The organism is Arthrobacter sp. J156, from assembly GCF_056172865.1.
On the sequence record NZ_CM149650.1, the window covers coordinates 3,026,250 to 3,050,715 of the forward strand.

Consider the following 24,466-nt stretch of genomic DNA (forward strand, 5'->3'; position numbering starts at 1 on the left):
CCCGGGCAACGGCGCACCCTCCGGCGGCGGGCCGTGCGGGGGAAGAAGGCTGGCGCGTTCTCCATCGCTTCTGGCAGGAGCACCGTTCCGGCGGATTCCGGAGGGTTGCTGCGGCGTCATCGATCCAGATCTCTCGGCCGCTCGGGATGGTTGACCTTCAGTGTGTCAGCGAGCCGCCGATCCATCAAAGAATGTTGAGCCGGATTGCGTCGTGCCGGGCGCGGGCCGAAGATCCTGCGACGGCGCGGCGGCCGGGTGCGTCACGGGACGACGGCGGGGCGCGGGCCGGGAGGTCCGCTGGCTACGCTGGGGGCATGGCACAACGCATCGTCCTGGTCCGGCACGGGCAGACCCCGTGGAACTTCGAGGGGCGCCTGCAGGGCCAGGTGGACATCCCGCTCAACGCGGCCGGCCGCGCGCAGGCGCGCCAGGCGGGGCGGCAGCTGGCGGAGGAGTACGACGCCGGATCCTGGGACGCGGTCGTCGCCTCGCCTCTGGGGCGGGCGGCGGAGACCGCCGCGATCATCGCCGCCGAGCTGGGCCTCGAGCCCGGCGAGCCCGAACCGGGCCTCGTGGAGCGCGGCTACGGCGAGGGCGAGGGTGTCGTCGTCACCGGGATGCCGCGCCCCGAGCTGGACGCGCTGCTCTCCACCGCGGAGCCGGAGGCCGAGGTGGTCGAGCGGGGCGTGCGCGCCTTGACCGGCTTGGCCGCCGCCCACCCGGGGCGCGGCCTCGTGGTGGTGGCGCACGGGACGCTCATCCGCCTCGTCGTCGGGCACTTGCAGGGCGCTCCGCAGGCCCGGCTCGAGAACGGCCAGGTCGTGGAGCTCGACCCGGCGTTGCTGCCGGAGCTTGACGCGGTCTGAGGACGCGCGGGGGATCGAGGGTCCCGTCGGGCTACGCCCCGGCGAGGAGCGCCTCGCCGACACCGGCCCTGCGGTAGAACACCTCGCGGCCGGAACGCAGGGGGACGGCCAGCCCGCCCTCGGACATGACCTTGAGGTGGCCGTTGACGGTGCCCGGGGCGAGGTCCAGGGCGCATGCGAGCTGCTTCGTCGTCATCGGGACATCCAGCTGGGCCAGGATCTGCGCCCGTGTGGATCCCAGCAGCCTCGCCAGGGGATCGCCCGGGGCCGCGCCGCTGGACTCCCAGAGCCGGCCCACTCCGCGGGGCGCGTAGGTCAACGTCGGCACGAACGGCGCCGTGTTGAGCACCAGGGTCTCCGGCCAGACGAACGCGTTGGGCACCAGGATCAGGCCGGCCCCGGGTTCAGGCGGATCGATCCCGTCGCAGCCCCGGATGACCTCGAGCCCGCTGGGCGTGCGGACGACGGACGGATGCAGCGTCTTGAACACGTCGCCGATGCCGCCGCGGGCCATCTGGGCCAGCCTCCAGTCGATGTCCTCGAGCAGCAGCGAGCGGAGCCGGGGCCACCAGCGCCGGACAGCCAGCTCCCAATACCACTGGAGTGCTCCGACGGCACGATCGACTGCGGTGTCGACGTCCTCGGCGAGTTCCTCGAGGACGCCACGGGCCCCGGTGTCTTCCTGCCGCCGGAGCAGGGCCGTCAGGTCCCGTTCCCACACGGAGGCCGGGACGGCGGCGACGGCCGTGAGCCCGTCGTGGAAGGTGTCCTGGCGTTCCGGCGTCGGGGTGAGCGAATCGGCCATGAAGCCTGAACGGGGAACGAGTGCGGCGAGGACGCGCAGGTGCCCTTGTGAGGCCGGGTCGTCCGCCGCCGCGAGCGCGCGCCGCGTGCACTCGATCCAGGGGCGGTGGATGGCGGTTCCCTGCTGGAGGGCGCGCAAGCTGGTCACCGTCTCCCACAGGGGAGAGGCCTCGAACCGGATCCGCGTCAGGTCCTCGCTCGTGAGCTTGATGTGCATGGATTCAGCGTATTCCCGGCCGGAACGTCTGACGAGGATTCGGCCAGGACCGAATCGTGGAGCGGGCCGGGCGTCCGGCGGACGCTGGGTCCATGACCACCTTCAGCAGCTCCCGTCGTTCCCCTGTCCCCGTCCATCACGGTGCGGCCGTCGGTCCGGCGACGCCCAGCGGCGGATCCTCCGCGGTCCCGCGTCCCGAGGGCGGGGCGCGCCGCCCGGCACACGCCGTGGACCGCTTCGGCGCGGTCGCCCGCCTCGTTGCGGCCGTGGTCCGGTTCTACCGGGTCAACGCCGTCCGGGCTGCCGCCATAGAATCCGAGCACCTGCGCCTGCGCGAGGACGGCCTCCGCCGGTTCACCGAGGCCTCCGGCGGGCGGCTCTGAGTCCGCGATCGGCGGATCAGCGCTGCTTGAGGGCCTTCCGGCGCTTGCGCCGCTGGGCGCGGAGCGCGATCAGGCGGGCCGCGCCGGCCATCGCCACGACGATGCCGCCGGCGACGGACGCCGCGACCACCGTCAGGCCCATGCTGACCGTGCCCTCCCAGGCGAAGAAACGCAGCGGCGCCGTCGTCTGGTTCTGCGCGACGAAGATGATGAGCAGCACCAGCAGGGCGAGCGCGATGATCGTCGTGGCCCAGATCATGCCCGTGCGCGTCGTCGTCTTGGCGTCGAAGTCGCCGTCGTAGTCGTCCTCGCCGGAGCCGTGCGGATCACGCTCGGCGGGCGGAATGACCTGCGTCGTCTCGGCGTCGTCCACGGGGCGGGTGGCTTCGAGGGCCCCGCTGCCGTCGGCGCCCGGAGTGCCGAGCGTGTCGAAGGGCGCGCCGTCGACCGCGTCGGGGTGCTTGTCCGGGTGGAGCGCGTCGTCGGATCCGGGGTGGGGATTGCTCACGGTGAACCTCGCTTCTGAAGTGTCGTCCGTTCCGAACCTACACCAGCGGGCACCCGCTCCTGCCGCTACCGCCCGGAGCGGCAGATCGCGTCGATCTCCGGAATGCACGGCTCGTTCTGCAGGCTCGTCGTGTCGCCGAGGTCCGTGCCCTCGAACAGCTGCGTGAGCAGCCGGCGCATGATCTTCCCCGAACGGGTCTTCGGCACGTCGGGCACGAACACGATGTCCCGCGGCTTGGCGATCGGCCCGATCTGCTCCGCCACGTGCGCCCGCAGTTCGCGGACGACGGCGGCGCGCGCCTCCTCGCGCCCGTCTCCCGCACCGCCCGGGGCGGGCCGCTCCCCGGAGCCGGGCTCCGGCGTCGTACCCCCTCCCGGGATGAGCGACTTGTCCCGCGGGACCACGAACGCCGTGGCCGCGTGCCCCGTCGTCGGATCCGCCGTCGGGCAGACGCCCGCCTCGACGACGGCCGGGTGGGAGACCAGCGCCGACTCGATCTCGATCGTCGAAAGCAGGTGCCCCGAGACGTTCAGCGCGTCGTCGGTGCGGCCCAGGATCCAGGTGTCGCCATCGTCGTCGAACCGCGCGCCGTCCCCGGCCAGGAACCAGCCCTGCTCCGCGTATTGTTCCCAGTAGGAGGTGTAGTAGCGCTCGGGATTGCCCCACACGGTCCGGGCCATGGCCGGCCCGGTGCGCGTGAGCACGATGTTCCCCTGCCGGCCGGGCGCGGTGCGGGTGCCGGATTCGTCCACGATGTCCGTCGCGACGCCGGGCAGCGCGCGCGTGGCGGAACCCGGCTTGAACGCGGCGTCCGTGGGCCGGGGGGAGAGCACCGTGGCGCCGGACTCGGACTGCCACCACGTGTCCACCATGGGGATCCCCGCCTCCGGGTCCCCCGCCACGAGGGAATCGCGCCCCACCTGGGCGCGCAGCCAGCGCCACGCCTCCGGGTTGACCGCCTCGCCCACCGTCCCGGCCAGACGGATCGTGGACAGGTCGTGGTGGGCCGGGATGCCGTCCGGGAACCAGCCCATGAGCGAGCGCACCAGGGTCGGCGCTGTGTAGTAGCTCGTCACCCCGTAGCGCTCGATGATCTCGAAGTGCCGGCCCGGGTGCGGCGCGTTCGGCACGCCCTCGTAGATCACCTGCGTGACCCCGTTGGACAGCGGACCGTAGAGCTCGTAGGTGTGCGCCGTGACCCAGGCCAGGTCCGCCGTGCACCAGTGGACGTCCTCCGCCCGGCGCTCCGGGTCCGGATGGGAGAACAGGAACTCGTGGCTCCACGACGCCTGGACGAGGTAGCCGCCCGTGGTGTGCACCAGGCCCTTCGGCTTCCCCGTGGTGCCGGAGGTGTACATGATGAACAGCGGGGTCTCGGCGTCGAAGGCCTCCGCGGCGTGGGTGCGGGGCTGGGCGTCGACGACGTCGTGCCACCACAGGTCCCGGCCTTCGGTCCAGTCGATCTCCAGGCCCGTGCGGTTCACGACCAGGACGTGCTCGATGTTGTTCTCGCCCGCGACGGCGGCGTCCGCGTTGGCCTTGACCGGCACGGCGGCGCCTCGGCGGTACTGCCCGTCCGTGGTGACGAGGAGCTTGGCGCCCGTGTCCTCGACGCGGAAGCGCAGCGCCTCGGCCGAGAAACCGCCGAAGACGAGCGAGTGGACGGCCCCGATCCGGGCGCACGCGAGCGTGATCACGACGGTCTCGACGAGCACGGGCAGGTAGATCACCACGCGGTCGCCCTTCGCGATGCCGAGCGACGTCAGGGCGTTCGCGGCCTGGGCGACGAGTTCCGCCAGCTCGCGGTACGTCACGGTGCGGCGGTCGCCGGGTTCGCCCTCGAAGTGCAGGGCGGCCTTGTCCCCGCGGCCGGCCGCGACGTGCCGGTCGGCGCAGTTCACGGCCGCGTTGAGCTTGCCGCCGTCGAACCAGCGCAGCTCCGGGCCGCGGCGCTTCGCGGCGTCCGTGCCCGTGGAGGAGTGGACCGTGTGCCAGGGCTCGGCCCACTCGAGCCGGTGGGCGGCCTGTTCCCAGAAGGCGAGGCGTTGGGCCTCGGTCCACGCGTGTTCGGCCGCCTCCGCGTCCGTCCGGGCGGGCGGGATGGCGGGCAGGGCCGGGGCAGGGGCGGCGGCTGTGGCGGTGGTCGCGGACGAGGTCATGATCATCTCCATCGGTTCTGGCGGTGGCGTAGGCGCGGGTTCGGGTGCCGCGGTGGGAAAGGTTCTCGGTTCTCGCGGGCCGGCCCCGGCGTGTCGCGCCGACACGCCGGGATTTAGCCGGCCCGGGCCGCTGGACGTGGGAAGTTTCCGAGGGCGTCAGGCCCAGCGGGCGACGGCCTTGCGCTCCGCGATGCCCAGCAGCGCGTCGGTGGCCTTGCCGATCACGGCGAGCAGGATGATGGCCAGCAGGAGCCGGTCGGTGCGCCCGTTGTTCTGCGAGTCCGTGAGCAGGAAGCCCAGCCCCATGGAGGAGGCGATGAGCTCCGCCGCCACGAGGAACAGCCAGGCCTGCGCCAGGGCCAGCCGCAGGCCGGAGAAGATCGCGGGCACCACGGCCGGCAGCTGCACGGTGGTCAGCAGGCGAAGCCCCTTGAGGCCGAACGCGCGGGCGGCCTCGACGAGGTTCTTGTCCACGTGCCGCAGGGCCAGGTAGATCGTGGTGAAGATCGGGAAGAACGCGCCGATCGCGATGAGCGTGACCTTCGAGTCCTCGCCGATCTTCAGCCACAGGATCAACAGAGGCACCCAGGCCAGGGACGGCACGGCGCGGAACGCCCCGATCGTGGGTCCCAGGAGCGCGTCGGCCCGCCGCGAGAGCCCGACGAGCGAGCCGACGGCCAGGCCCAGCGCGGCGCCGATGCCGAAGCCCAGCAGGACGCGCTGCACGGAGATGCCGATGTGCGTCCACAGCTCGCCGCGCTCGGCCAGGTCCACGCCGGCCGAGAGCACGGACAACGGGGCCGGCAGGCGGTTCTCGCTCACCCAGCCGAGCGTGCTCGACGCCTGCCACAGCGCGAGCAGGAGCAGCGGGACGACGGCGCCGAGCAGCACGCGCCGCCCGCGCCGCTTCCCGCCGGCCGTGCCACGCCGCGGGCCGGAACTCCCGGTGCCGGCGGATCCCCCGGCCGTGCCGCGGGCGATCGCCTCCTCGGCGACGGTGCTCGTGTTGGGGCCGAACGCCATCACGCCTCCTTGATGGTGGAGGCGTCGGCCTTCCCGGCGAAGGACGCCTCGACGATGCTCGCGATGGCCTCGTCGACGTCGGCCTGGGTCTTGACGTCGCCCGTGTCCACGAGGGTCGGGGCGATCGCCGTGAGGACGGTGACCTGGGCCTCGCCGGGTACGGGGTCGACGTCGAGGTTGGAGCGCTCGAGGATGACCTTGTCCGCGACGGCCTGGTCCAGCCCGGCGACGCCGGCGAGGATGGAGGCCGTCTCCTCCGGGTTCTCGGCGGCCCATCCGCGGGCCTTCTCGTAGGCGTCGATGACGGCCTGCGCGAGCTCGGGGGAGGCCTCCAGGAACTCCTCGGTGGCGTTGAGGAATCCGTAGGTGTTGAAGTCGAGGTTGCGGTAGAGCAGCGTCGCGCCGGCCTCCTCGGCCCCCGCCATGATCGGGTCGAGCCCGGCCCACGCGTCCACGGAGCCGTTCTCGAGGGCGGCGCGTCCGTCGGCGTGCTGCAGGTTCTGCACCGTGACGTCGTTGATGGACAGCCCGGCCTCCTCGAGCGCCTGGACGAGGAAGAAGTAGGGGTCGGTGCCCTTGGTGGCGGCGATCTGCTTGCCCTTGAGCTCCTCCACGGAGGTGATGGTCGATCCGGAGGGGACGACGAGCGCGGCCCATTCCGGCTGCGAGTAGAGGCTGACGACCTTGATCGGCGAACCGTTGGCGCGGGCCAGGAGGGCGGCGGAGCCTGCGGTCGAGCCGACGTCGATCGCGCCGGCGCGCAGCGCCTCGTTGGCCTTGTTCGAGCCGGCGGACTGGATCCAGTTCACGGTGACGCCGCGGTCGGCGAGCGTGGCTTCCAGCCAGCCCTTCTCCTTGATGACCAGGCTCAGCGGGTTGTAGGTGGCGAAGTCGATGTTCAGGGTGGTGGCGCCGGATCCCGCGGCGTCGCCGGCGGCCGTGGCGGCCCCGGCCTGCCCGGATCCCTCGCCGGCGCAGGCGGCGAGCAGGACGGCGGCGGCGCCGGCGGTGCCGAGGCCCAGGAGGCGGCGGCGGGACAGGTGGGCGGAAGCGGTGCGGGTCATGGAACGGTCCTTTGCTGTGGTGGTGATGGCGGGCGGCGTCCAGGGAACGACGCCGGGGCCCGGCTTCCCGGGGCCGCCCGGCTCGGGCGCGGCGCGGGGCCGGAAGTCGTGCGGGTGTGGTTCAGCGGCGGTGCGGGTCGACGCCGAGCGTCTCCAGGAGGGAGGAGCGCAGCGCGGCGAGCTCGGCCGAGGCGCGGTCCCGCGGGCGCTCGCCGGGGACCTCGAGGACCTGGGCGATTCCCGCTCCCTGGCCGCTCCCGGTGGGGCCGAGCACCAGGATCCGGTCGGCCAGCTGGAGGGCCTCGTCGACGTCGTGGGTGACGAGCAGGACGGTGGCCGGGTGGGCGCGGTGGATGTCCAGGAGCAGGTCCTGCATCTTGAGCCGGGTCAGGGCGTCGAGGGCGCCGAACGGCTCGTCGAGGAGCAGGACGCCGGGGCGGCGGGCGAGCGCGCGGGCCAGCGAGGTGCGCTGCGCCATGCCCCCGGAGATCTCGCGCGGACGGTGGCCGGCGTAGGGTCCGAGCTCGACGAGCTCGAGCAGTTCGTCGACGCGCTGGGCGGCCTCCGCCTTCGACGTGCCGCGCGGCAGCCCGAGCTCGACGTTGGCGCGGACCGACTGCCACGGCAGGAGCCGGGGTTCCTGGAAGGCGACGGCGGTGCGCTCGTCGAGGCCGTTGACCGGCTCCGTGCCGATCGCCACGCGCCCGGAGGTGGGAGCGTCGAGCCCGGCGACGGCGCGCAGCAGGGTCGACTTGCCGCAGCCGGAGGGGCCGAGGATCGCCAGGACCTCGCCCGCGGCGACCTCGAAGTCGATGCCGGCCAGGACGGTGCGCGCGGAGTCGCCGGAGCCGAACGAGCGGGTGAGGGCCTCGAAGGCGACGGGCAGCGCGGCCCCGGCGGCGGTCCGAGGCGTCCCGGGGCGTCCGGTCGGGCCCGGGGACTCCGGCGCCACAAGGCGTGCGGGCCCGGCGGTCGTGGGGGCGGGTGCAGCGGTCATGATCATCTCCATCGGTCCTGGCGGTAGCACCGGTCCCGGTCGGGGTGGTTGCTGCGGCGTCGTCGAGCCAGATCTCTCGGCCGCTCTGGATGGTTGCCCTTCCAGTGAACGTCACATGACGGCGGCGCGGCAAAGAATGGCGTCTTCGTTGCGAATTGTTTCGCGGGGTCCGTCCGAGGAGGTCGGTCGGTGAAGAATCCGCGTTGTTTGGCGGTTTCCCCGCCCTGATGTTCGATCCGTTCGCCGTGCTCGGCGCCCCGGGCGGGCCGGTCCGGAGGCCGTCGCGTTCGCGTCCGGGCCGCGATCGTGTCCAGAATGGACGCAACAAACCATCCAGAGCGGCCGAGAGATCTGGCTCCGTGACGCCGCAGCAACCCCTTCCCGGGAACGGGAGGAAGGTGCTACCGCCAGGACCGATGGAGATCGCCATGACTTCTTTGCCCGGGACCACCGACGCCTTCGACACCGTCCACGTCGCCGAGGGCCTGCCCGTCGACGAATCCGCGCCGCAACCGCGCCACCTGCTCAAGCTCACGCCGGGCGTCCCCGTGGGGGAGGCCTACGAGGAGCTCGCGGCGCAGTTCCGCCCCGTGTTCGCGGAGATCGCCGCGGGAGCCGCCCAGCGGGACGCCCAGCGCATCCTGCCGTTCGAGCAGGTGGGCTGGCTCAACCGGGCCCGCTTCGGCGCCTTGCGCGTCCCGCGGGAGCACGGCGGCCACGGGGCCTCGCTGACGGACACGTTCCGCCTGCTGATCGAGCTCGCGGAGGCCGACTCCCAGGTCGCGCACCTGCTGCGCGCGCACATCGGCTTCACCGAGCTCGTCCTGAAGCATCCCGACGAGGCCGTGCGGGAGCGCTGGTTCGCGCGCTTCACGGCCGGCCAGCTCGTCGGCAACGCCTACACCGAGCGCGGCGGCAACCCCCTCGGCGGGCACAACACCGTCTTCGCCGAGGCCGGCGAGGGGCGGCTGCGGATCAGCGGGAAGAAGTACTACTGCACCGGAACGATCTTCGCCGACTGGGTCGCCGTCGCCGCCTCGCATCCGTCCGCGGAGGGGCGGCACGTCGGGATCGTCTCGACCCAGCACTCGGGCGTGAAGATCTTCGACGACTGGGACGGCTTCGGCCAGCAGCTCACGGGCACCGGCTCGACCCACTTCGAGGACGTCCCCGTCGACACCCTGCTCGGCCCCGAGGACCTGGCCGCCCACCCCGAGTCCGCCGTGTTCCAGCTGGTCCTGCTCGCCGTCCAGGCCGGCATCTGCCGCGCCGCGCTCGCCGACGCCCGCTCGGCCGTGCAGGCCCGCACGCGCGCGTTCAGCACGGGGACGGGCGTGCCGCCGCGGCGGGAGCCGCAGGTCCTGCAGGTGATCGGGGAGATCTCGGCGAACGCTTTCGCCGTGGACTCCGTCGTCGTCGCCGCCGTCCAGGAGGTCGAGGCCGTCCTCGCCGATCCGGGGCTGCGCCCCGAGGAGCGCTTCGCGGTCTGCGAGCTCGTCGCGGATCGGGCCCAGACCGTGGTCCAGCCGATCGTCCTGTCCTCGGCGTCCAAGCTCTTCGACGGGCTCGGCGCGTCCTCGACGGCCGCCGGCTGCAACCTGGACCGGCACTGGCGCAACGCCCGGACCATCGCCACCCACAATCCCGCCATCTACAAGGCCCGCATCGTCGGGGACTACGAGGTCAACGGCACCGCGCCGGCGTGGTTCGAGTCCGTCGGCGACGTCCCGGTCCGCTACGCGTAGGACGCCGCATGCCACCGTCAGCGCCGCCCGCGGCCCTCCGCGCCGCCCCGTCGGCGCCCCCGTCCGCAGAACCCGTCCCGTCCGGCACCGCCGGGACGGACCCGTCCAGGAGGACCCCATGAGCATTCCGCAACGCCGACACGTCCGCTTCAACGCCTTCGACATGAACTGCGTGGGCCACCAGTCCCCGGGCCTGTGGCGCCACCCGCAGGACCGCTCGGCCGAGTACAACACCCTGCGCTACTGGGCAGACCTCGCCAAGACCCTGGAGAAGGGCCTCTTCGACGGTGTGTTCATCGCGGACGTCCTGGGCACCTACGACGTCTACGGGGCCTCGGACGAGGCGGCGCTGCGGCAGGGCACGCAGGTCCCCGTCAACGACCCGTTCCTGCTGGTCTCCGCGATGGCCCTCGTCACCGAGCACCTCGGCTTCGGCGTCACCGCGGGCACCGCCTACGAGCACCCGTACCCGTTCTCCCGCCGGCTCGCGACACTGGACCACCTCACGGGCGGCCGCGTGGGATGGAACGTCGTCACCGGCTACCTGCCCTCGGCCGCGCGCAACATGGGCCAGGAGGACCAGCTCGAGCACGATGCCCGCTACGACCACGCGGACGAGTACCTCGAGGTCGTCTACAAGCTGCTCGAGGGCTCGTGGGAGGACGACGCCGTGGTCCGCGACCGCGCGGCGGGCGTCTTCACGGATCCCTCCAAGGTCCATCCGATCCGGCACGAGGGCCGCTTCTTCAAGGTCCCGGGCATCGCGATCACCGAGCCGAGCCCGCAGCGCGTCCCCGTCGTCTACCAGGCCGGGGCCTCCCCGCGGGGCATCGGGTTCGCGGCCGGAAACGCCGAGGCCGTCTTCGTGGGGGCGCCCACCAAGGAGCTGCTGCGCGCCTCCGTGGCCCGCATCCGCGACGCCGTCGAGGCCGCGGGCAGGGACCGCCACGACGTGCGGATCTACACGATGCTCACCGTCATCACCGCCGCCACGGACGCCGAGGCCCGGGCCAAGCACGACGAGTACCAGTCCTACGCCTCCGACGAGGGGGCCCTCGTCCTGCTCTCCGGCTGGCTCGGGATCGATTTGTCCCGCTACGAGCTGGATTCCCCGATCGGGGACGTGGAGTCGAACGCGATCCAGTCCGCCGTCGCGAACTTCCAGCAGGCGCGCAAGGACGACGGCAGCGCGTGGACGGTCCGCGACCTCGCGGCGTTCGCCGGGATCGGCGGCATGGGTCCGCGGATCGTCGGCTCCGGGGCCTCGGTGGCCGAGGAGCTGATCTCCTGGGTCGACGAGACCGACGTCGACGGCTTCAACCTCGCCTACGCGATCACGCCCGGCAGCTTCGAGGACGTCGTCGAGTTCGTGGTGCCCGAGCTGCAGGCCCGCGGCGCCTACCCCACCGAATACGCCCCCGGCACGTTGCGCAACAAGCTCTTCGGTGCCGGCGACCGCCTCAAGGACACCCACCGGGGAGCCAGGTACCGCCTCGCGCCCGCCGCGGCGTCCCCCGATCAGTCAAGGAGCACCCGATGATCAGCCTCCACGACGTCTCCACGGTCTTCACGACCGGCGACGCCGACTTCACCGCCGTCGACCGCGTCTCCCTCGAGATCCCCCGAGGATCCATCCAGGGGATCATCGGCTTCTCCGGCGCCGGCAAGTCCACGCTGCTGCGCAACATCAACCTGCTCGAACGGCCCACCTCCGGTCGGGTCGTCGTCGACGGGACGGAACTGACCGCGCTGGGGGACGAGGAGCTGCGCCGCGCACGGCACCAGATCGGCATGATCTTCCAGCACTTCAACCTGCTGAACAACCGCACCGCCCTGCAGAACGTGGAGCTGGGCCTGAAGTTCGCCGGAGTGGGCAAGAAGGAGCGCACGCGCCGCGCCCAGGAGGCCCTCGCGATCGTGGACATCGCCGACAAGGCGGGCTCCTACCCGGCCCGGCTCTCCGGCGGCCAGAAGCAGCGCGTCGCGATCGCCCGCGCCCTGGCCACCGAGCCGAAGGTGCTGCTCTGCGACGAGCCGACCTCCGCCGTCGACCCCCGCACCACCGCCTCCGTGCTGCAGTACCTCTCCGACATCAACGCGCAGCTCGGCATCACCACCGTGATCGTCACCCACGAGATGAACGTCATCAAGGCCATCGCGGACAACGTCGCGGTGATGGAGGACGGGCGGCTCGTGGAGCGCTTCGACCTGGCCGAGCTGGAGCGGCCCGGCTTCGAGCCGGCCACCGCGATCGGCCGCTACCTGATCTCCGACGACATCCAGCTGGACCGCGCCCCGCGCGGGAATCCTGCGCAGCGCGCCGCCGGACCGAACGCCACCGAGGAGCTCTCCCATGCCTAGCCCCGTCCTCGCCGCCGCGACGGCCAACACCACCGGGATCGACCTCTCCCGCATCGTCGAGCTCCTGCCCGAGATCGGCGTCGCGATGGGCCAGACGTTCGCCATGCTGCTCGTCTCGATCCCCCTCGCCGTTCTCTTCGGCACCCCGCTGGGGATCTGGCTCTACTCGATGTCCCCCCACGGGCTCAAGCCCCGGCCGCGCCTGCACCGGATCGTCGACGGGCTCGTGAACACCATGCGCTCCTTCCCGTTCCTCATCCTGCTCATCGCGATCATCCCGGTCACCCGCTTCATCGTCGGCACCACGATCGGCACGGCGGCGGTGATCGTCCCCCTGACGATCAACGCGATCCCGTACTTCGCCCGTTTCGTGGAGCAGAACCTCACCCACCTGGGCACGGGCGTCGTCGAGGCCGCGCGGGCGATGGGCGCCACGCGCGGGCAGATCGTCCGCGACGTCCTGCTCGTGGAGGCCAAGCCCGCGCTCATCGGCTCCGTCACCATCATGACGGTCAGCTTCATCAGCTACTCGGCGATGGCCGGGCTCGTCGGCGGAGGAGGGATCGGCGACTTCGCGATCCGCTACGGCTACTACCGCTACGAGACAGGCGTGATGTTCCTGGCGATCATCCTCATGATCGCCCTCGTCCAGCTCGTGCAGATCGCCGGGACCCGACTGGGCCGCCGGCTCGACAAGCGCCTCTAGCCCCGCACCGGCACGCCACCCGGCACGGCGCCCGGCACGCCCGCGCCGAGCCCCCCCACACCCCGCCCCCACCCAGGAGAGACATGACCGCACCGTCCCGCCGCCCCCGGCTGCTGCTCAGCGCCTTCCTCATGAACACGCCCAGCCACATCCTCGGTGGACAGTGGCGCCACCCCGAGGCGCAGCAGCACCGCTACAACGAGCTGTCGCTGTGGAAGGACCTGGCCCGGGAGCTCGAGGCCGCGCGGTTCGACGCGCTCTTCTTCGCCGACGTCGTCGGACTCTACGGCGACCATGAAGGCGGCTGGGCCTCCCACGTCCGCCGCGGGCTGCAGGTCCCCTCCAACGATCCGCTGGTCCTCGCGTCCGCGCTCGCCGGTGCGACGGAGCACATCGGCTTGGCGGTGACGAGCTCGGTCATCCAGTCCGATCCGTTCCAGCTCGCCCGCCAGCTGAGCACCCTGGACCATCTCAGCGGTGGGCGCGTGGCCTGGAACATCGTCACGAGCGTGCTGGAGAACGCGCACCGGAACTTCGGGGCCGACGGCCTGACGGCCCATGAGGACCGCTACGACTGGGCGGAGGAATACGTCGACGCCGCCTACAAGCTCTGGGAGGGCTCCTGGTCCGACGACGCGTTCCGCGCGGACAAGGCCGCCGGGGTCTTCGCCGACCCGTCCGGCGTCAGCAAGGTCTACCACCGCGGGGCGCGCTACGCCGTGGACGGCCCGCACCTGGCCTCGCCGAGCCCGCAGCGCACGCCGTTCCTGTTCCAGGCCGGCAGCTCGCCCCGCGGGTCCCGCTTCGCCGCGGCGAACGCGGAGGCCACCTTCCTCTTCGCGCCCAACCCGGAGCACGTCGAGAAGAAGACGACGGCGGTGCGCCGCCTTGCGGTCGAGTCCGGCCGGGCGCCGGAGGACGTGAAGGTCTTCGCGGGCCTGTCTTTCGTGGTCGGCAGCACCGAAGCCGAGGTGGAGCGGGTCCGTGCCGAGTACAACGAGCACCTGGATCTCGACGCAATCGTCGCGCACATCGGCGGCGGACTGGGGATCGACCTCGGCGGGATCCCCCTGGACACCCCGCTCGGGGACGTCGAGACGGAGGGCGGACGCGGCGTCCTGGAGGCCGCGCGCGCCTCGGTGCCGGGCGGCAACCCGACCATCGCCGACCTGGCCCGCTACCGCGCCGAGTCGATGCAGATCGCCGGCACCCCCGAGAGGATCGTCGACGAGCTCGAGCGCTGGCAGGACGCCGGCGTGGACGGGATCAACATCATCAACCAGATCCTTCCGGGCTCCTACACGCGCTTCATCGAGGGCGTCCTGCCGGAGCTGCGCCGCCGCGGACTGGCCCAGGCGGAGTATGCGCCCGGCACGCTCCGCGAGAAGGTCTTCGGCCGCGGCGCCCGGCTCGAGGAGAACCATCCGGCCGCCCGCTACCGCGGAGCCTTCACCGCCCATTCGGCCGCCGCCGAGCAGGCCGAACCCGCCACCGCCTGAAAGGACGTGTCATGACGACCCACGCCACCACCGGGGCCTCTGCCACGGGATCCTCCGCCGCGAACTCCCCGCAGGGTGTCGGCGCCCCGACCGCCGTCCCGGCGCGGAACCCCGCGCCGGCCGGCTACGCCGCGCTCCACGTGGAGTTCGCCCCGCTCTTTTCCCGGATCGCCGAGGGCGCCAGGCAGCGGGACCTGGACCGCGAGCTGCCCTTCGAGCCCGTCCGCCTGCTGGACGCCGCGGGCTTCGGCGCGCTCCTCGTGCCGGAAGGTCACGGAGGCCGGGGCGCGTCGATCGAGACGTTCGCGCGCCTGCTGATCGACCTCGCGGCGGCCGATTCCAACGTCGCCCACCTCTACCGTTCCCACTTCGGCTTCATCGAGTCCCTGCGCTGGCAGGAGCCCGGGGTCCGCCGCCGCTGGTATGCCCGCGCCGTCGCCGGCGAGACGGTCGGCAACGCGTCGACCGAGCGCGGGGGCAACGCGCTCGGCACGCTCAACACCACGTTGAGCCGCGCGGACGGCGCGTGGCGGCTGGACGGCACCAAGTACTACTCGACCGGGACGATCTTCTCCGACTACACGCGCGTCTCCGCCCAGGTCGCCGGGAGCGCGGGCCGCCGCTTCGCCGTCGTCCCGGTCGCCGCAGAGGGCGTCCGGATCGAGGACGACTGGGACGGCTTCGGGCAGCGCCTGACCGGGACCGGGACGGCCGTCTTCAGCTCGGTCGCGGTGGATCCGGCCGACGTCCTGGACCGCGTGGTCGGGACCGCCGAGGCCGTGCACGAGGCCGCGTTCTTCCAGCTCGTGCTCCTCGCCGTCCTGGCCGGGATCGCCCGCGCGGCCCGCGACGACGCCGCGGCGGTCGTTGCCTCGCGCGCCCGCACGTTCAACACGGGCTCGGGGCTGCCGTTCCGCGAGGATCCGCTGATCCAGGAGGTCGTCGGCGGGATCGCCGCCAAGGCGTTCACGGCCGAGGCCACGGTCCTCGCCGCGGCGCGCGCGCTCGACGAGGCGGTCGCCTCCGTCGACGCCTCCGTCGCCCGCGCTGCGTCCGGCGATGGAGCCGGGTCCGACGCCGGGGCCCCGCCGGCCGCCCCCGGTGCGCCCTGGCTGCCCGCGGCGACGCGCGAGGGGCACCTCGCCGAGCTCGCCGTCGAACAGGCCCAGGTATCGGTCCCCGAGCTCGCGCTCGCCGCGGCCCAGCAGCTCTTCGCAGCCACCGGGGCCTCCGCGACGAGCACGTCCAAGGGCCTGGACCGCCACTGGCGCAACGCTCAGACCGTCGCGACCCACAACCCCGCGGCCTTCCGGGCCCGCACGGTCGGCGACTACTTCGTCAACGGCACCCTGCCGCAGGGCCTGAACGCCATCGGCGACGCCACGTCGGGATCCGCCACGGCACCCGGCCGGAGCTAGGCCGGAAGCCGGGCCCCGGCGTCGTACCCCCTTTCAACAGCACCCCGAACCACCCGCAACGCACCACAGGAGAACCACCATGAACCGCCGCACCTTCCTCAACGGGGCCCTGGGCCTCGGCACGATCGCCGGCCTCGGCGCCCTCACGGGCTGCGGCCTGACCGGCGCCGGCGCCGCCGACGAGAAGACCATCAAGCTCATCGTCACCGAGTCCGCGCCCTACCAGGAGCCCACGAAGATCGCCCAGAAGATCCTCGAGGAGCAGGGGTGGACGGTCCAGGCCACGTACGTCACGGACATCGTGCAGCCGAACATCGCCGTGGCCAACGGCGAGTTCGACGCCAACTACTTCCAGCACGGCGCCTACCTGCAGCAGTTCAACAAGGACAACAACCTGGACCTCGAGCCGGCGTTCTACGAGTACGGCTCGCCGGGCGGCATCTACTCGGCCCGCCACGGTTCGCTCGAGGAGCTGCCGGAGGGCGCCAAGATCGCGCTGCCCGTCGATCCCGCCAACAACGGGCGCGCCCTGGCGCTGCTGGACAAGGCCGGGCTGCTCAAGGTCACCGCGGACAAGAGCGTCATCCACCTCTCGCAGAAGGACATCCTGGAGAACCCGCGGAAGTTCAGCTTCGTCGAGGTGGACCAGCAGTCGCTGTCCAAGACGCTGCCGGACGTGGACGCCGGGTTCCTCTTCGTGCGGCTCGGCGCCGAGCTCGGGCTGACGCCGGACGATGCGCTCGCGTTCGAGGAGGACGCCGACGCGCTGCCGTACATCTGCCTCGTGGCGGCCAAGCCGGGCTTCGTGGAGACGGAGAAGGGCAAGGCGCTCAAGGACGCGTACCAGTCGGAGGAGGTCCGTGCCTGGTTCGAGGAGTACCTGGGCGGCGTCCTGCCGACCCCGTGGGACCGGGACCCGGTGGCCGATCTGGCCGAGTGGGCCTGACCCTTCTCCGGACGACGCCGGACGCCCCCGCGGGGGGCCGCGGGGCGCCGCCTCTTCCCACGGGAGGGGCGGCGCCCCGCCGTCGTACTGCCCGGAAATTCTTCTGCTCATATGAGCCACGTCACGCGCTCAAATGATATGCTCGGGCAAAGCCACGACGCGCGAAGGGCGGAACCCCCATGATCCAGCTGAATGCCGAGACCCTGACGGCCCTGCCACAGGACGTCGCCGTCCCCGCCTACGGGCTCGCCGAACGCCGCGTCGGAATCGTCCACTTCGGGGTCGGCGGGTTCCACCGCGCGCACCAGGCGCTCTACGTCGACCGGCTCATGAACGCCGGGCGGGCGCTCGACTGGGCGATCTGCGGCGTGGGCCTCATGCCGCACGACGCGGCCATGCGGGACGCCCTCGCCGCCCAGGACAACCTCTTCACGCTGATCGAGAAGGCGCCGGACGGCACGCACGCGGCCCGCGTCGTCGGCGCGATCGCCCGCTACCTCTACGCCCCCGACAACCCGGAGGCCGTCCTGGCCCAGCTCGCCGACCCCGCCGTGCGGATCGTCTCCCTCACCGTCACCGAGGGCGGCTACAACTACAACCCGGCCACGGGGGAGTTCAACGCCCACGCCCCGGCGGTCGCCGCGGACCTCGCCGAGGGCGCCGTGCCGTCCACGACGTTCGGCTACATCACCGAGGCGCTGCGCCGGCGCCGCGAGGCCGGGACCGCGCCGTTCACGGTCATGAGCTGCGACAACATCCAGGGCAACGGGCACTTGGCGCAGAAGGTCTTCACGGCGTTCGCCCGGCTCAAGGACGCCGCGCTGGGGGAGTGGATCGCCCGCGAGGTCGCGTTCCCCAACTCGATGGTGGACCGGATCACGCCCGTCACCACCGACGCGGACCGGGAGGCGCTCGCCGAGGAGCACGGGATCGGTGACCGCTGGCCCGTGGTCTCGGAGGACTACCTGCAATGGGTGCTCGAGGACCGCTTCCCGGCCGGCCGGCCGGAGTGGGACGCGGCCGGCGTGCAGCTCGTCGACGACGTCGAGCCTTACGAGCTCATGAAGCTGCGCCTGCTCAACGCGAGCCACCAGGCCATGGCCTACTCGGGCTACCTCGCCGGGCACCGCTACGCCCACGAGGTCATCGAGGACCCGCTCCTGAGGGAGTTCCTGGCCGCCTACATGTCGCGCGAGGGCGCGCCGACGCTGCGCCCCGTGCCGGGGATCGACCTGGCCGCCTACCAGGCCAAGCTCCTGGAGCGCTTCGGGAACCGGCAGGTGCGGGACACGCTCGCGCGGTTGTGCGCCGAGTCCTCGGACCGGATCCCGACCTGGCTCGTGCCGGTGATCCGGCAGAACCTGTCCGACGGCGGGTCCGTGGCCCTCAGCGCCGCCGTGGTGGCCACCTGGGCGCGCTACGCCGAGGGCGTGGACGAGGCCGGAGAGCCGATCCAGGTCGTGGACCGGCTGCGGGACCGCGTCATGGCCGCGGCCGCGGAGCAGGACCGGGATCCCCTCGCGTTCGTGCGGGACCCGGAGTTGTTCGGCGACCTCGCGGACCACGAGGGCTTCACGCGGCACTACCTCGCCGCGCTGGCCGTGCTCAGGGAGTCCGGCGTGCGCGAGCTGATCGAGCGGCTGCGCGCCAGCGGATGGGCCGGTATCGCGGGCTGACGCGCCGCGGGGTCACCGGAGGCCCGCCGAGCCCGCGCACGCTTCACGTGTGCGTGCTCCGGGTGCAGCCAATCCAGCGCACCTTTCGCCGCTCCTGCGCGGCTTTCGATCCGCCCAAAGCTTCTGACCAGGGCCTTCGCGTTTGATTGAAGGTAAAAGTGCGCGGGGTCCTGGGGGGTCGGTGTGGCTCAGGAGCCGTAGAGCCTCCGGCGTTCCTGCGCGTAATTCCGCCTGACGGCCGCGCCCCAGGACTCCGAGGCGGTTCCTGCCTCCCGTGCGGACGGCTCGTAGCTGGCCGCCATCCGCCGCTCCCACGCCGGGAGCTCCCCGGACGCCGCCCAGGCCGCCTGCCGGGCGGCGCCCAGGGCCACGTATTCGCCGGCCACCGGGACATCGACCGGCGCACCGAAGAGCTCCGGCGCGGCCGCGCCGAGCGAGCGCGACTTCGATCCGCCGCCGATCAGCAGATACCGCTCCGCCGGCCCGGACACCGCCGACAGCGCGTCGGCCGCGTCGGCGAGCGAATTCAGGACCGCCAGGACGGAGGCCCGGGCCATGTTCTCGCGGCTGAAGGAGGAACGGCTGACGCCCACGAGCGACCCCGTGGCGTCCGGGAGGTTGGGCGTGCGTTCCCCGTCGAAATACGGCAGCATCAGCAGGCCGCCGGCGTCGGACGCCCCGGACGAGGCCAGCGCGTCGAACTCCGGCAGCCCCACGCCCAGCAGCCCGGCCGTCGAGGCCATGACGCGGGCCGCGTTGATGACCGCGATCAGGGGCAGATAGCCGCCCTCGGCGTCGGCGAAGCCCGCGACCGCGCCGCTCGCATCCGGCGTCGGAATCTGCGTCACGGGGCGGAACACGGTGCCCGAGGTGCCGATCGAGACCGCGACCTCGCCCGGGCGCATCCCCAGGCCGAGCGCGGCCGCCGCGTTGTCGCCCGCCCCGGCCGAGACCGGGGCGGGACCGGCACCCCACTCCGGCAGCAGGCGCCCGCCCACTCCGTCCGGTGCCAGGACCTCGGGAAGTTCCGGGACGCGCCCGAAGTACTCGCGCAGCACGTCCTCGAGGTAGCCCGTGCGCGGGCTGTAGTAGGCGGTGCCGCTCGCATCGGAGCGGTCCGTGAAGTACTCGCCGGTCAGGGCGTGGTTCAGGTAGTCGTGCGGCAGCACGACGCGCACCGTACGGGCGGCGTCCTCCGGGCGGTGCTCCGCGAGCCAGGCGAGCTTGGTCAGGGTGTAGGAGGCCACCGGCACGCTGCCGACCGCCTCGGCCCAGAACCGGCCCCCGCGCTCGGCGACCATGCGGCGCGCGGCCTCGGCGCTCAGGGTGTCGTTCCACAGCAGCGCGTCGTGGACCGGCTCGTCGTGGGCGTCGAGGGCCACCATGCCGTGCTGCTGGGCGGCGAGCCCGACGCCGACGATCCGCTCCGTGCTGCCCGGTGCCGCCTCCGCCCAGGCCTTCCGCAGGGCCGTGACCCAGACCCGCGGATCGATCCTGCTCCCGTCCGGGTGGGCCGTGCTCGCCGAGCGCAGGACCTCGCCCGTCGCCGGATCGACGACCAGGACCTTGCACGACTGCGTCGAGGAGTCGATGCCGACGACGGCGTCCCTCATCGCTTCGACTCCCCTGCCGCGGCGGACGGGCCGCCGGTGTCGACGGCCGCCCCCTGCCCGGGGCCGCCCGGGGCCTCCGGGCCCTCGATGCCGAGGCGGGCCGCGAGCGCGCCGGCCAGCTCCGCGTCGACGACGAGGTGGCGGACGATGCCGGCCTTGACCGCGGCCAGCACGCCGGGCAGGCCCGTCGCGCCCGTGGCCACGGCGATCACGGCCGGCGTCTTGCGCAGCTGGGCGATGCTCACCGCCATGACGCGGGAGTCGACTCCGCCGTCGACCGGCTCCCCGTCCTCCGTGAGCAGGCGGCCCGAGCACTCGGCCACGGCGCCGGCCTCCGCCGCCGTCCGCCGCTCGTCCTCGGTCAGCCGCGCCCAGACCGTCGAGTGGCCCGCGGCCCACGTGCCGAGGGCGACGACGGCGAGGTCCAGGTGGTCCGCCCGGCGCAGCGCCTCGGAGACCTCCGGCTGGCGCCGCAGGCTCTCGGCCGTCTGGGCCGATTCGACGACCAGTGGGGCGGGAAGCGGCCACGTGCGGCCACCCGCGACCGCGCCGAGGCGGTGCAGCAGCTGCCCGGACCCGCCGTCGTTGCCGACCGTGAGGTCGCCGGCCAGCTGGACCATGTCGCATCCCGGCAGGCCCGGCAGGTGGGACGCCATGAGGTTCAGCGTCCGGGACCAGGAGACGCCGATGGTGTTGCCACTGCGGGCCAGGTCGGCGAGGAGCCCGGCCGCCGCGCGGGCCACCATGTCCCGGGCCTCCTCGCCGGCTCCGGGAACGCGGGCGACCTCGATCGAGGCCACGCCGAGGGCGGCCGCGAGGGCGTCGAGGTCCCCTGGGTGGGGGACGGGCCGCTTGATGGTGATCGTGACGACGCCCTCCCTGCGGGCCTCGTCGAGGTAGCGGGCCACCTGGAAGCGGGAGATGCCGTGGGCCTTGGCGATCTCGACCTTGGATTCGTTCTCCAGGTAGTAGGACGTCGCGATGTCCGCGAGGAGCTGGTGGTGGTCCGGCGGCGTGCCGCCGGCGTCGGAGGGCCGGGTTGAGGACATGGTGGGGACCCCGTTTCGGAATGGATCACACTCGTTTGAGTCTGAAGTCTTGCTCATTTGATCCTATATGACTACAGTCACATATCAAATGAGCGTCGAGTTCGAATCATATGAGCAGCAACCTCGGCGATCCACCACCACAAGGAGCGTTCCAATGGAGCCACGTGATCTGCGGGTCAATCGCCGCCAACTACTCGGCCTGGGACTGGGGGCGGCCGCGACCGCGACGCTCGCGGCCTGCGGCGCCAACGCCGGCAGCGGTTCGCAGAGCCTCGTCGTCGCGATCGTCTCCAACCCCCAGATGCAGGACGCGATCTCGCTGATGGACGACTTCCGGGCCAAGCACCCCGGCATCAACGTCCGCTTCGTCTCCCTCCCGGAGAACGAGGCCCGCGCGAAGATCACGGCCTCCGTCGCCACGGGTGGCGGCGAGTTCGACGTCGTCATGATCTCCAACTACGAGACCCCGATGTGGGCGGACAACGGCTGGATCACCAACCTCACCCCGTTCATGGACGCCACGGACGGCTACGACGCCCAGGACTTCATCCCCACGATCCGCGAGTCCCTCACGCGCAACGGCGGCCAGTACTCCGTGCCCTTCTACGGCGAGTCCTCGTTCGTCGTCTACCGCCAGGACCTCTTCGAGGAGGCCGGCCTGGCCATGCCGGAGCAGCCGACGTGGGACGACATCCGCGGCTTCGCCCGGGCCCTGCACGCCCCCGAGCGGGACTTCGCCGGGATCTGCCTGCGCGGGCTCGCCGGCTGGGGCGAGGTCATGGCGCCGCTGAACACCGTGGTCAACACCTACGGCGGCCGCTGGTTCGACGAGGAATGGAACCCGCAGCTCGAGAGCCCCGAGGTCCGCGCCGCCGTCGGGGACTACGTCGACCTCGTCCGCGGCTACGGCCAGCCCGGCGCCGCGACCTCCGGCTACGGCGACTGCCTGACCCGCTTCGCCCAGGGCAACGCGGCCATGTGGTACGACGCGACCGCGATGGTCTCCTCCATCGAGGACCCGTCCTCCTCCACGGTCGTCGGCAAGACCAACTACGCGCTGGCCCCCGTCAAGGAGACCGACTCGGCGGGCTGGCTCTACACCTGGGCCCTGGCGATCCCCGAGACGAGCCGCAACAAGCAGGCCGCCTGGGACTTCATCTCCTGGATGACCAACAAGGACTACATGCACCTCGTCGGCAACTCGGTGGGCTGGGAGCGCCTGCCCCCGGGCAGCCGCACCTCCACCTACGAGATCCCCGAGTACGCGGACATCGCCCAGGCCTACGCCGTCCCCACGCTGACGGCCATGGGCAACGCCACGCAGGAGAACTCGATGGTCCACCCCGTGCCCTACACGGGCTTGCAGTTCGTCGGAATCCCCGAGTTCCAGGACCTGGGCACGCGCGTCGCCCAGCAGATCTCCGCCGCGATCGCCGGACGCCAGAGCGTCGACGACGCCCTGCGCCAGGCGCAGAACTTCGCCACCACCGTGGCCCGCACCTACAGGACGGAAGGCTGATCATGAGCACTCCCACCCCCACGCCGAACGACGCCGGGGCCCCCTCCCGCGCGCCGCTCGCCACGGCGCCGCGTCCGGAATCCCCGGGCCGCGGAAGCGGACCGAGGGCGAAGGACCCGGCCGAGCTGAAGCGGCAGGAGCGCCGCGACGGCTGGTCCCGCCGCCTGCCGCTGCTGCCCGCCCTGGTCTTCACGATCGTCGTCACCCAGCTGCCGTTCGTCCTGACCATCTGGTACTCGATGCGGTCCTGGAACCTGCTCCGCCCCGACGGCGACATCTTCGTGGGTCTGCAGAACTTCGTGGACATCTTCTCCGACTCCACCTTCCGCGGCGCCGCCCTGAACTCGATCCTCATCACGCTCGGATGCGTCGGCGCCTCGCTCGTGATCGGCACGCTCTTCGCCGTCCTCCTGGACCGGGACTTCAAGGGCCGCGGGATCGTCCGCACCCTGCTCATCACGCCCTTCCTGATCATGCCGGTGGCGTCCTCGATGCTGTGGGGCGTGTCCATGCTCAACCCCAGCTACGGCCTGCTGAACTGGGTGATCGGCCTCTTCGGGGCCGGCCCGATCGACTTCACCTCGCAGCACCCGCTGTTCTCCGTGATCATGGCCCTCGTCTGGCAGTGGACGCCGTTCATGATGCTGCTCGTCCTCGCCGGCCTCCAGGCCCAGCCGAAGGACGTGCTCGAGGCGGCCTCGATCGACGGCGCCGGCTGGGGCAAGACGTTCCTGTTCGTCACGCTCCCGCAGCTGCGCCGCTACATCGAGCTGGCCGTGCTGCTCGGCTCCATCTACGTCGTCAACACCTTCGACCAGATCTACCTGATGACCGCCGGCGGTCCCGGCACCGCGAGCGCGAACCTCCCCTTCTACATCTACCAGCGCGCCTTCCTGGGCTTCGACATCGGCCAGGCCGCCGCCATGGGCGTCGTCGTGGTCATCGCGACCATCGTCATTGCGACGTTCGCGCTCCGCTTGATCTTCCGCAGCTTCGAGGAGAAGGACTGACCCATGGCCACCACGATCGAAACTCCTGCCGCCCGCCCGGGCCCGGCCCCGGCGTCGTCCTCCTCCCGCCCCCGCAAGCGCAACGCGGGCCCCGCGCTCAGCGCCTTCACGTGGGTCCTCGCGCTCGTGTTCTTCGCGCCCGTCGCGTGGATGGTCATGACGTCCTTCAAGGAGGAGAACGCCGCGGCGTCCAACCCGCCGACCTTCTTCTTCACGCCCACCCTGGACCAGTACAAGGCCGTCCTCTCCACCGACGCCGCCCCGTACTTCCTGAACTCGCTCATCGCCACGGGCGTCTCCACGCTGCTCGTGATCCTGCTGGCCATCCCGGCGTCCTACGCCCTGAGCATCCGGCCCGTGAAGAAGACCTCCGACGTGCTGTTCTTCTTCATCTCCACCAAGATGCTCCCCGTGGTCGCCGTGATCATGCCGATCTACGTGATCTCCGGGCAGCTGCGCGTCCTGGACAACGTGTGGACCCTCGTGGTGCTCTACACGGCCATGAACCTGCCGATCGCCGTATGGATGATGCGCTCGTTCTTCCTCGAGGTCCCCGGAGAGGTGCTCGAGGCGGCGTCGATGGACGGCGCCGGGCTGCTGAAGACCCTGCGCTCCGTGCTGATCCCCATGGTCACGCCCGGCATCGCCGCGACCGCGCTGATCTGCGTGATCTTCTCCTGGAACGAGTTCTTCTTCGCCCTGAACCTCACGGCGGCGCAGGCGGGGACCGTGCCCGTGTTCCTCATGGGCACCATGACGAGCGAGGGGTTGTTCCTGGCCAAGCTCTCCGCGGCCTCGGTGCTCGCGTCGCTGCCCGTGGTGCTCGCCGGCTGGCTGGCCCAGAAGCAGCTCGTGCGCGGCCTCTCGATGGGCGCGGTCAAGTAGTCCACCGGCCCGGGGCCG

At 72.1% G+C, this 24,466-nt stretch carries 21 protein-coding genes and 3 riboswitches; of the genes, 13 read left to right on the forward strand and 8 right to left on the reverse strand.

From position 1 onward, the window contains the following. Positions 1-58: 58 nt before the first annotated feature. A riboswitch (SAM riboswitch) is annotated at positions 59-153 on the reverse strand. Positions 154-314: 161 nt separating this feature from the next. Further along, positions 315-866 (forward strand): histidine phosphatase family protein, encoded by a 552-nt coding sequence (locus tag AC0QR5_RS13995; protein ID WP_329862262.1) that lies wholly within the window; start codon positions 315-317, stop codon positions 864-866. A gap of 31 nt (positions 867-897) precedes the next feature. Here AC0QR5_RS13995 and AC0QR5_RS14000 read toward each other — a convergent pair whose 3' ends face one another. Continuing rightward, complete coding sequence (locus AC0QR5_RS14000) at positions 898-1,887, reverse strand: ArsR/SmtB family transcription factor (RefSeq protein WP_329862261.1); 990 nt, start codon at positions 1,885-1,887, stop codon at positions 898-900. A gap of 92 nt (positions 1,888-1,979) precedes the next feature. On the opposite strand from AC0QR5_RS14000, the gene AC0QR5_RS14005 reads away from it, so the two are divergent. Next, a complete protein-coding gene (locus AC0QR5_RS14005; RefSeq protein ID WP_329862260.1) occupies positions 1,980-2,270 on the forward strand; it encodes a hypothetical protein in 291 nt (96 codons plus the stop codon). Between the two features lie 16 nt (positions 2,271-2,286). Here AC0QR5_RS14005 and AC0QR5_RS14010 read toward each other — a convergent pair whose 3' ends face one another. From AC0QR5_RS14010 to AC0QR5_RS14030, 5 genes are all read right to left on the reverse strand, one after another. Continuing rightward, positions 2,287-2,778 carry a lipopolysaccharide assembly protein LapA domain-containing protein gene (locus tag AC0QR5_RS14010; protein WP_329862259.1) on the reverse strand — a complete coding sequence of 164 codons (492 nt, stop codon included), beginning with the start codon at positions 2,776-2,778 and terminating at the stop codon, positions 2,287-2,289. Between the two features lie 65 nt (positions 2,779-2,843). Then, entirely contained in the window at positions 2,844-4,937 is a 2,094-nt protein-coding gene (locus tag AC0QR5_RS14015; RefSeq protein ID WP_430970744.1) for an acetate--CoA ligase, read from the reverse strand. A gap of 156 nt (positions 4,938-5,093) precedes the next feature. Next, positions 5,094-5,960: an ABC transporter permease gene (locus AC0QR5_RS14020; protein ID WP_329862258.1), complete on the reverse strand. Its 867-nt coding sequence runs from the start codon at positions 5,958-5,960 to the stop codon at positions 5,094-5,096. Continuing rightward, a complete protein-coding gene (locus AC0QR5_RS14025; RefSeq protein ID WP_329862257.1) occupies positions 5,960-7,024 on the reverse strand; it encodes an aliphatic sulfonate ABC transporter substrate-binding protein in 1,065 nt (354 codons plus the stop codon). The genes AC0QR5_RS14020 and AC0QR5_RS14025 overlap by 1 nt, the downstream gene beginning before the upstream one ends. A gap of 121 nt (positions 7,025-7,145) precedes the next feature. Beyond that, positions 7,146-8,021, reverse strand: coding sequence for an ABC transporter ATP-binding protein (locus AC0QR5_RS14030; protein ID WP_329862256.1), 876 nt, complete (start codon positions 8,019-8,021; stop codon positions 7,146-7,148). A gap of 5 nt (positions 8,022-8,026) precedes the next feature. Continuing rightward, positions 8,027-8,117, reverse strand: a riboswitch (SAM riboswitch). 230 nt (positions 8,118-8,347) lie between these two features. Continuing rightward, positions 8,348-8,444: riboswitch (SAM riboswitch) on the forward strand. 5 nt (positions 8,445-8,449) lie between these two features. Between AC0QR5_RS14030 and AC0QR5_RS14035 the strand changes: the two genes are divergently transcribed. The 8 genes from AC0QR5_RS14035 to AC0QR5_RS14070 all read left to right on the forward strand — a co-directional run bounded on the left by AC0QR5_RS14035 (position 8,450) and on the right by AC0QR5_RS14070 (position 18,372). Next, entirely contained in the window at positions 8,450-9,766 is a 1,317-nt protein-coding gene (locus AC0QR5_RS14035; RefSeq protein ID WP_329862255.1) for an acyl-CoA dehydrogenase family protein, read from the forward strand. Positions 9,767-9,884: 118 nt separating this feature from the next. Then, a complete protein-coding gene (locus tag AC0QR5_RS14040) occupies positions 9,885-11,306 on the forward strand; it encodes an LLM class flavin-dependent oxidoreductase (RefSeq protein WP_329862254.1) in 1,422 nt (473 codons plus the stop codon). Further along, positions 11,303-12,127, forward strand: a complete 825-nt coding sequence (locus AC0QR5_RS14045) for a methionine ABC transporter ATP-binding protein (RefSeq protein WP_329862253.1) — start codon at positions 11,303-11,305, stop codon at positions 12,125-12,127. The genes AC0QR5_RS14040 and AC0QR5_RS14045 overlap by 4 nt, the downstream gene beginning before the upstream one ends. Then, on the forward strand, positions 12,120-12,833 hold the full coding sequence (locus AC0QR5_RS14050; protein WP_329862252.1) for a methionine ABC transporter permease: 714 nt from the start codon (positions 12,120-12,122) through the stop codon (positions 12,831-12,833). Before AC0QR5_RS14045 ends, AC0QR5_RS14050 begins: the two co-directional genes overlap by 8 nt. 83 nt (positions 12,834-12,916) lie before the next feature. Then, positions 12,917-14,332 (forward strand): NtaA/DmoA family FMN-dependent monooxygenase, encoded by a 1,416-nt coding sequence (locus tag AC0QR5_RS14055; protein ID WP_329862251.1) that lies wholly within the window; start codon positions 12,917-12,919, stop codon positions 14,330-14,332. A gap of 11 nt (positions 14,333-14,343) precedes the next feature. Next, the gene (locus tag AC0QR5_RS14060) at positions 14,344-15,750 is read left to right on the forward strand and encodes an acyl-CoA dehydrogenase family protein (protein WP_329862250.1); all 1,407 of its coding nucleotides are present in this window, start codon (positions 14,344-14,346) and stop codon (positions 15,748-15,750) included. Positions 15,751-15,829: 79 nt separating this feature from the next. After that, positions 15,830-16,696: a MetQ/NlpA family ABC transporter substrate-binding protein gene (locus AC0QR5_RS14065; RefSeq protein WP_329862249.1), complete on the forward strand. Its 867-nt coding sequence runs from the start codon at positions 15,830-15,832 to the stop codon at positions 16,694-16,696. Positions 16,697-16,875: 179 nt separating this feature from the next. Next, positions 16,876-18,372, forward strand: coding sequence for a mannitol dehydrogenase family protein (locus AC0QR5_RS14070; RefSeq protein ID WP_329862248.1), 1,497 nt, complete (start codon positions 16,876-16,878; stop codon positions 18,370-18,372). Positions 18,373-18,560: 188 nt separating this feature from the next. Here AC0QR5_RS14070 and xylB read toward each other — a convergent pair whose 3' ends face one another. After that, on the reverse strand, positions 18,561-19,985 hold the full coding sequence (xylB, locus tag AC0QR5_RS14075) for a xylulokinase (protein ID WP_329862247.1): 1,425 nt from the start codon (positions 19,983-19,985) through the stop codon (positions 18,561-18,563). Next, positions 19,982-21,034, reverse strand: coding sequence for a sugar-binding transcriptional regulator (locus AC0QR5_RS14080; protein WP_329862246.1), 1,053 nt, complete (start codon positions 21,032-21,034; stop codon positions 19,982-19,984). The genes xylB and AC0QR5_RS14080 overlap by 4 nt, the downstream gene beginning before the upstream one ends. A gap of 154 nt (positions 21,035-21,188) precedes the next feature. Between AC0QR5_RS14080 and AC0QR5_RS14085 the strand changes: the two genes are divergently transcribed. The 3 genes from AC0QR5_RS14085 to AC0QR5_RS14095 are packed head-to-tail and all read left to right on the forward strand — an operon-like array spanning position 21,189 to position 24,448. After that, entirely contained in the window at positions 21,189-22,553 is a 1,365-nt protein-coding gene (locus AC0QR5_RS14085; RefSeq protein WP_329862245.1) for an ABC transporter substrate-binding protein, read from the forward strand. A gap of 2 nt (positions 22,554-22,555) precedes the next feature. Then, entirely contained in the window at positions 22,556-23,563 is a 1,008-nt protein-coding gene (locus tag AC0QR5_RS14090) for a carbohydrate ABC transporter permease (RefSeq protein WP_329862244.1), read from the forward strand. Between the two features lie 3 nt (positions 23,564-23,566). Then, the gene (locus AC0QR5_RS14095; protein WP_329862243.1) at positions 23,567-24,448 is read left to right on the forward strand and encodes a carbohydrate ABC transporter permease; all 882 of its coding nucleotides are present in this window, start codon (positions 23,567-23,569) and stop codon (positions 24,446-24,448) included. Positions 24,449-24,466 lie beyond the last annotated feature (18 nt).

Bases quoted from the DNA above. Each gene is read 5' to 3' on its own strand.
- AC0QR5_RS14070 (WP_329862248.1), top strand. From the start codon at position 16,876: ATGATCCAGCTGAATGCCGAGACCCTGACGGCCCTGCCACAGGACGTC.
- AC0QR5_RS14055 (WP_329862251.1), top strand. From the start codon at position 12,917: ATGACCGCACCGTCCCGCCGCCCCCGGCTGCTGCTCAGCGCCTTCCTC.
- AC0QR5_RS14025 (WP_329862257.1), bottom strand. From the start codon at position 7,024: ATGACCCGCACCGCTTCCGCCCACCTGTCCCGCCGCCGCCTCCTGGGC.
- AC0QR5_RS14040 (WP_329862254.1), top strand. From the start codon at position 9,885: ATGAGCATTCCGCAACGCCGACACGTCCGCTTCAACGCCTTCGACATG.
- AC0QR5_RS14035 (WP_329862255.1), top strand. From the start codon at position 8,450: ATGACTTCTTTGCCCGGGACCACCGACGCCTTCGACACCGTCCACGTC.
- AC0QR5_RS14090 (WP_329862244.1), top strand. From the start codon at position 22,556: ATGAGCACTCCCACCCCCACGCCGAACGACGCCGGGGCCCCCTCCCGC.
- AC0QR5_RS14030 (WP_329862256.1), bottom strand. From the start codon at position 8,021: ATGACCGCTGCACCCGCCCCCACGACCGCCGGGCCCGCACGCCTTGTG.
- AC0QR5_RS14065 (WP_329862249.1), top strand. From the start codon at position 15,830: ATGAACCGCCGCACCTTCCTCAACGGGGCCCTGGGCCTCGGCACGATC.
- AC0QR5_RS14020 (WP_329862258.1), bottom strand. From the start codon at position 5,960: ATGGCGTTCGGCCCCAACACGAGCACCGTCGCCGAGGAGGCGATCGCC.
- AC0QR5_RS13995 (WP_329862262.1), top strand. From the start codon at position 315: ATGGCACAACGCATCGTCCTGGTCCGGCACGGGCAGACCCCGTGGAAC.
- xylB (WP_329862247.1), bottom strand. From the start codon at position 19,985: ATGAGGGACGCCGTCGTCGGCATCGACTCCTCGACGCAGTCGTGCAAG.
- AC0QR5_RS14095 (WP_329862243.1), top strand. From the start codon at position 23,567: ATGGCCACCACGATCGAAACTCCTGCCGCCCGCCCGGGCCCGGCCCCG.
- AC0QR5_RS14060 (WP_329862250.1), top strand. From the start codon at position 14,344: ATGACGACCCACGCCACCACCGGGGCCTCTGCCACGGGATCCTCCGCC.
- AC0QR5_RS14050 (WP_329862252.1), top strand. From the start codon at position 12,120: ATGCCTAGCCCCGTCCTCGCCGCCGCGACGGCCAACACCACCGGGATC.
- AC0QR5_RS14015 (WP_430970744.1), bottom strand. From the start codon at position 4,937: ATGACCTCGTCCGCGACCACCGCCACAGCCGCCGCCCCTGCCCCGGCC.
- AC0QR5_RS14005 (WP_329862260.1), top strand. From the start codon at position 1,980: ATGACCACCTTCAGCAGCTCCCGTCGTTCCCCTGTCCCCGTCCATCAC.
- AC0QR5_RS14045 (WP_329862253.1), top strand. From the start codon at position 11,303: ATGATCAGCCTCCACGACGTCTCCACGGTCTTCACGACCGGCGACGCC.
- AC0QR5_RS14080 (WP_329862246.1), bottom strand. From the start codon at position 21,034: ATGTCCTCAACCCGGCCCTCCGACGCCGGCGGCACGCCGCCGGACCAC.
- AC0QR5_RS14085 (WP_329862245.1), top strand. From the start codon at position 21,189: ATGGAGCCACGTGATCTGCGGGTCAATCGCCGCCAACTACTCGGCCTG.
- AC0QR5_RS14000 (WP_329862261.1), bottom strand. From the start codon at position 1,887: ATGCACATCAAGCTCACGAGCGAGGACCTGACGCGGATCCGGTTCGAG.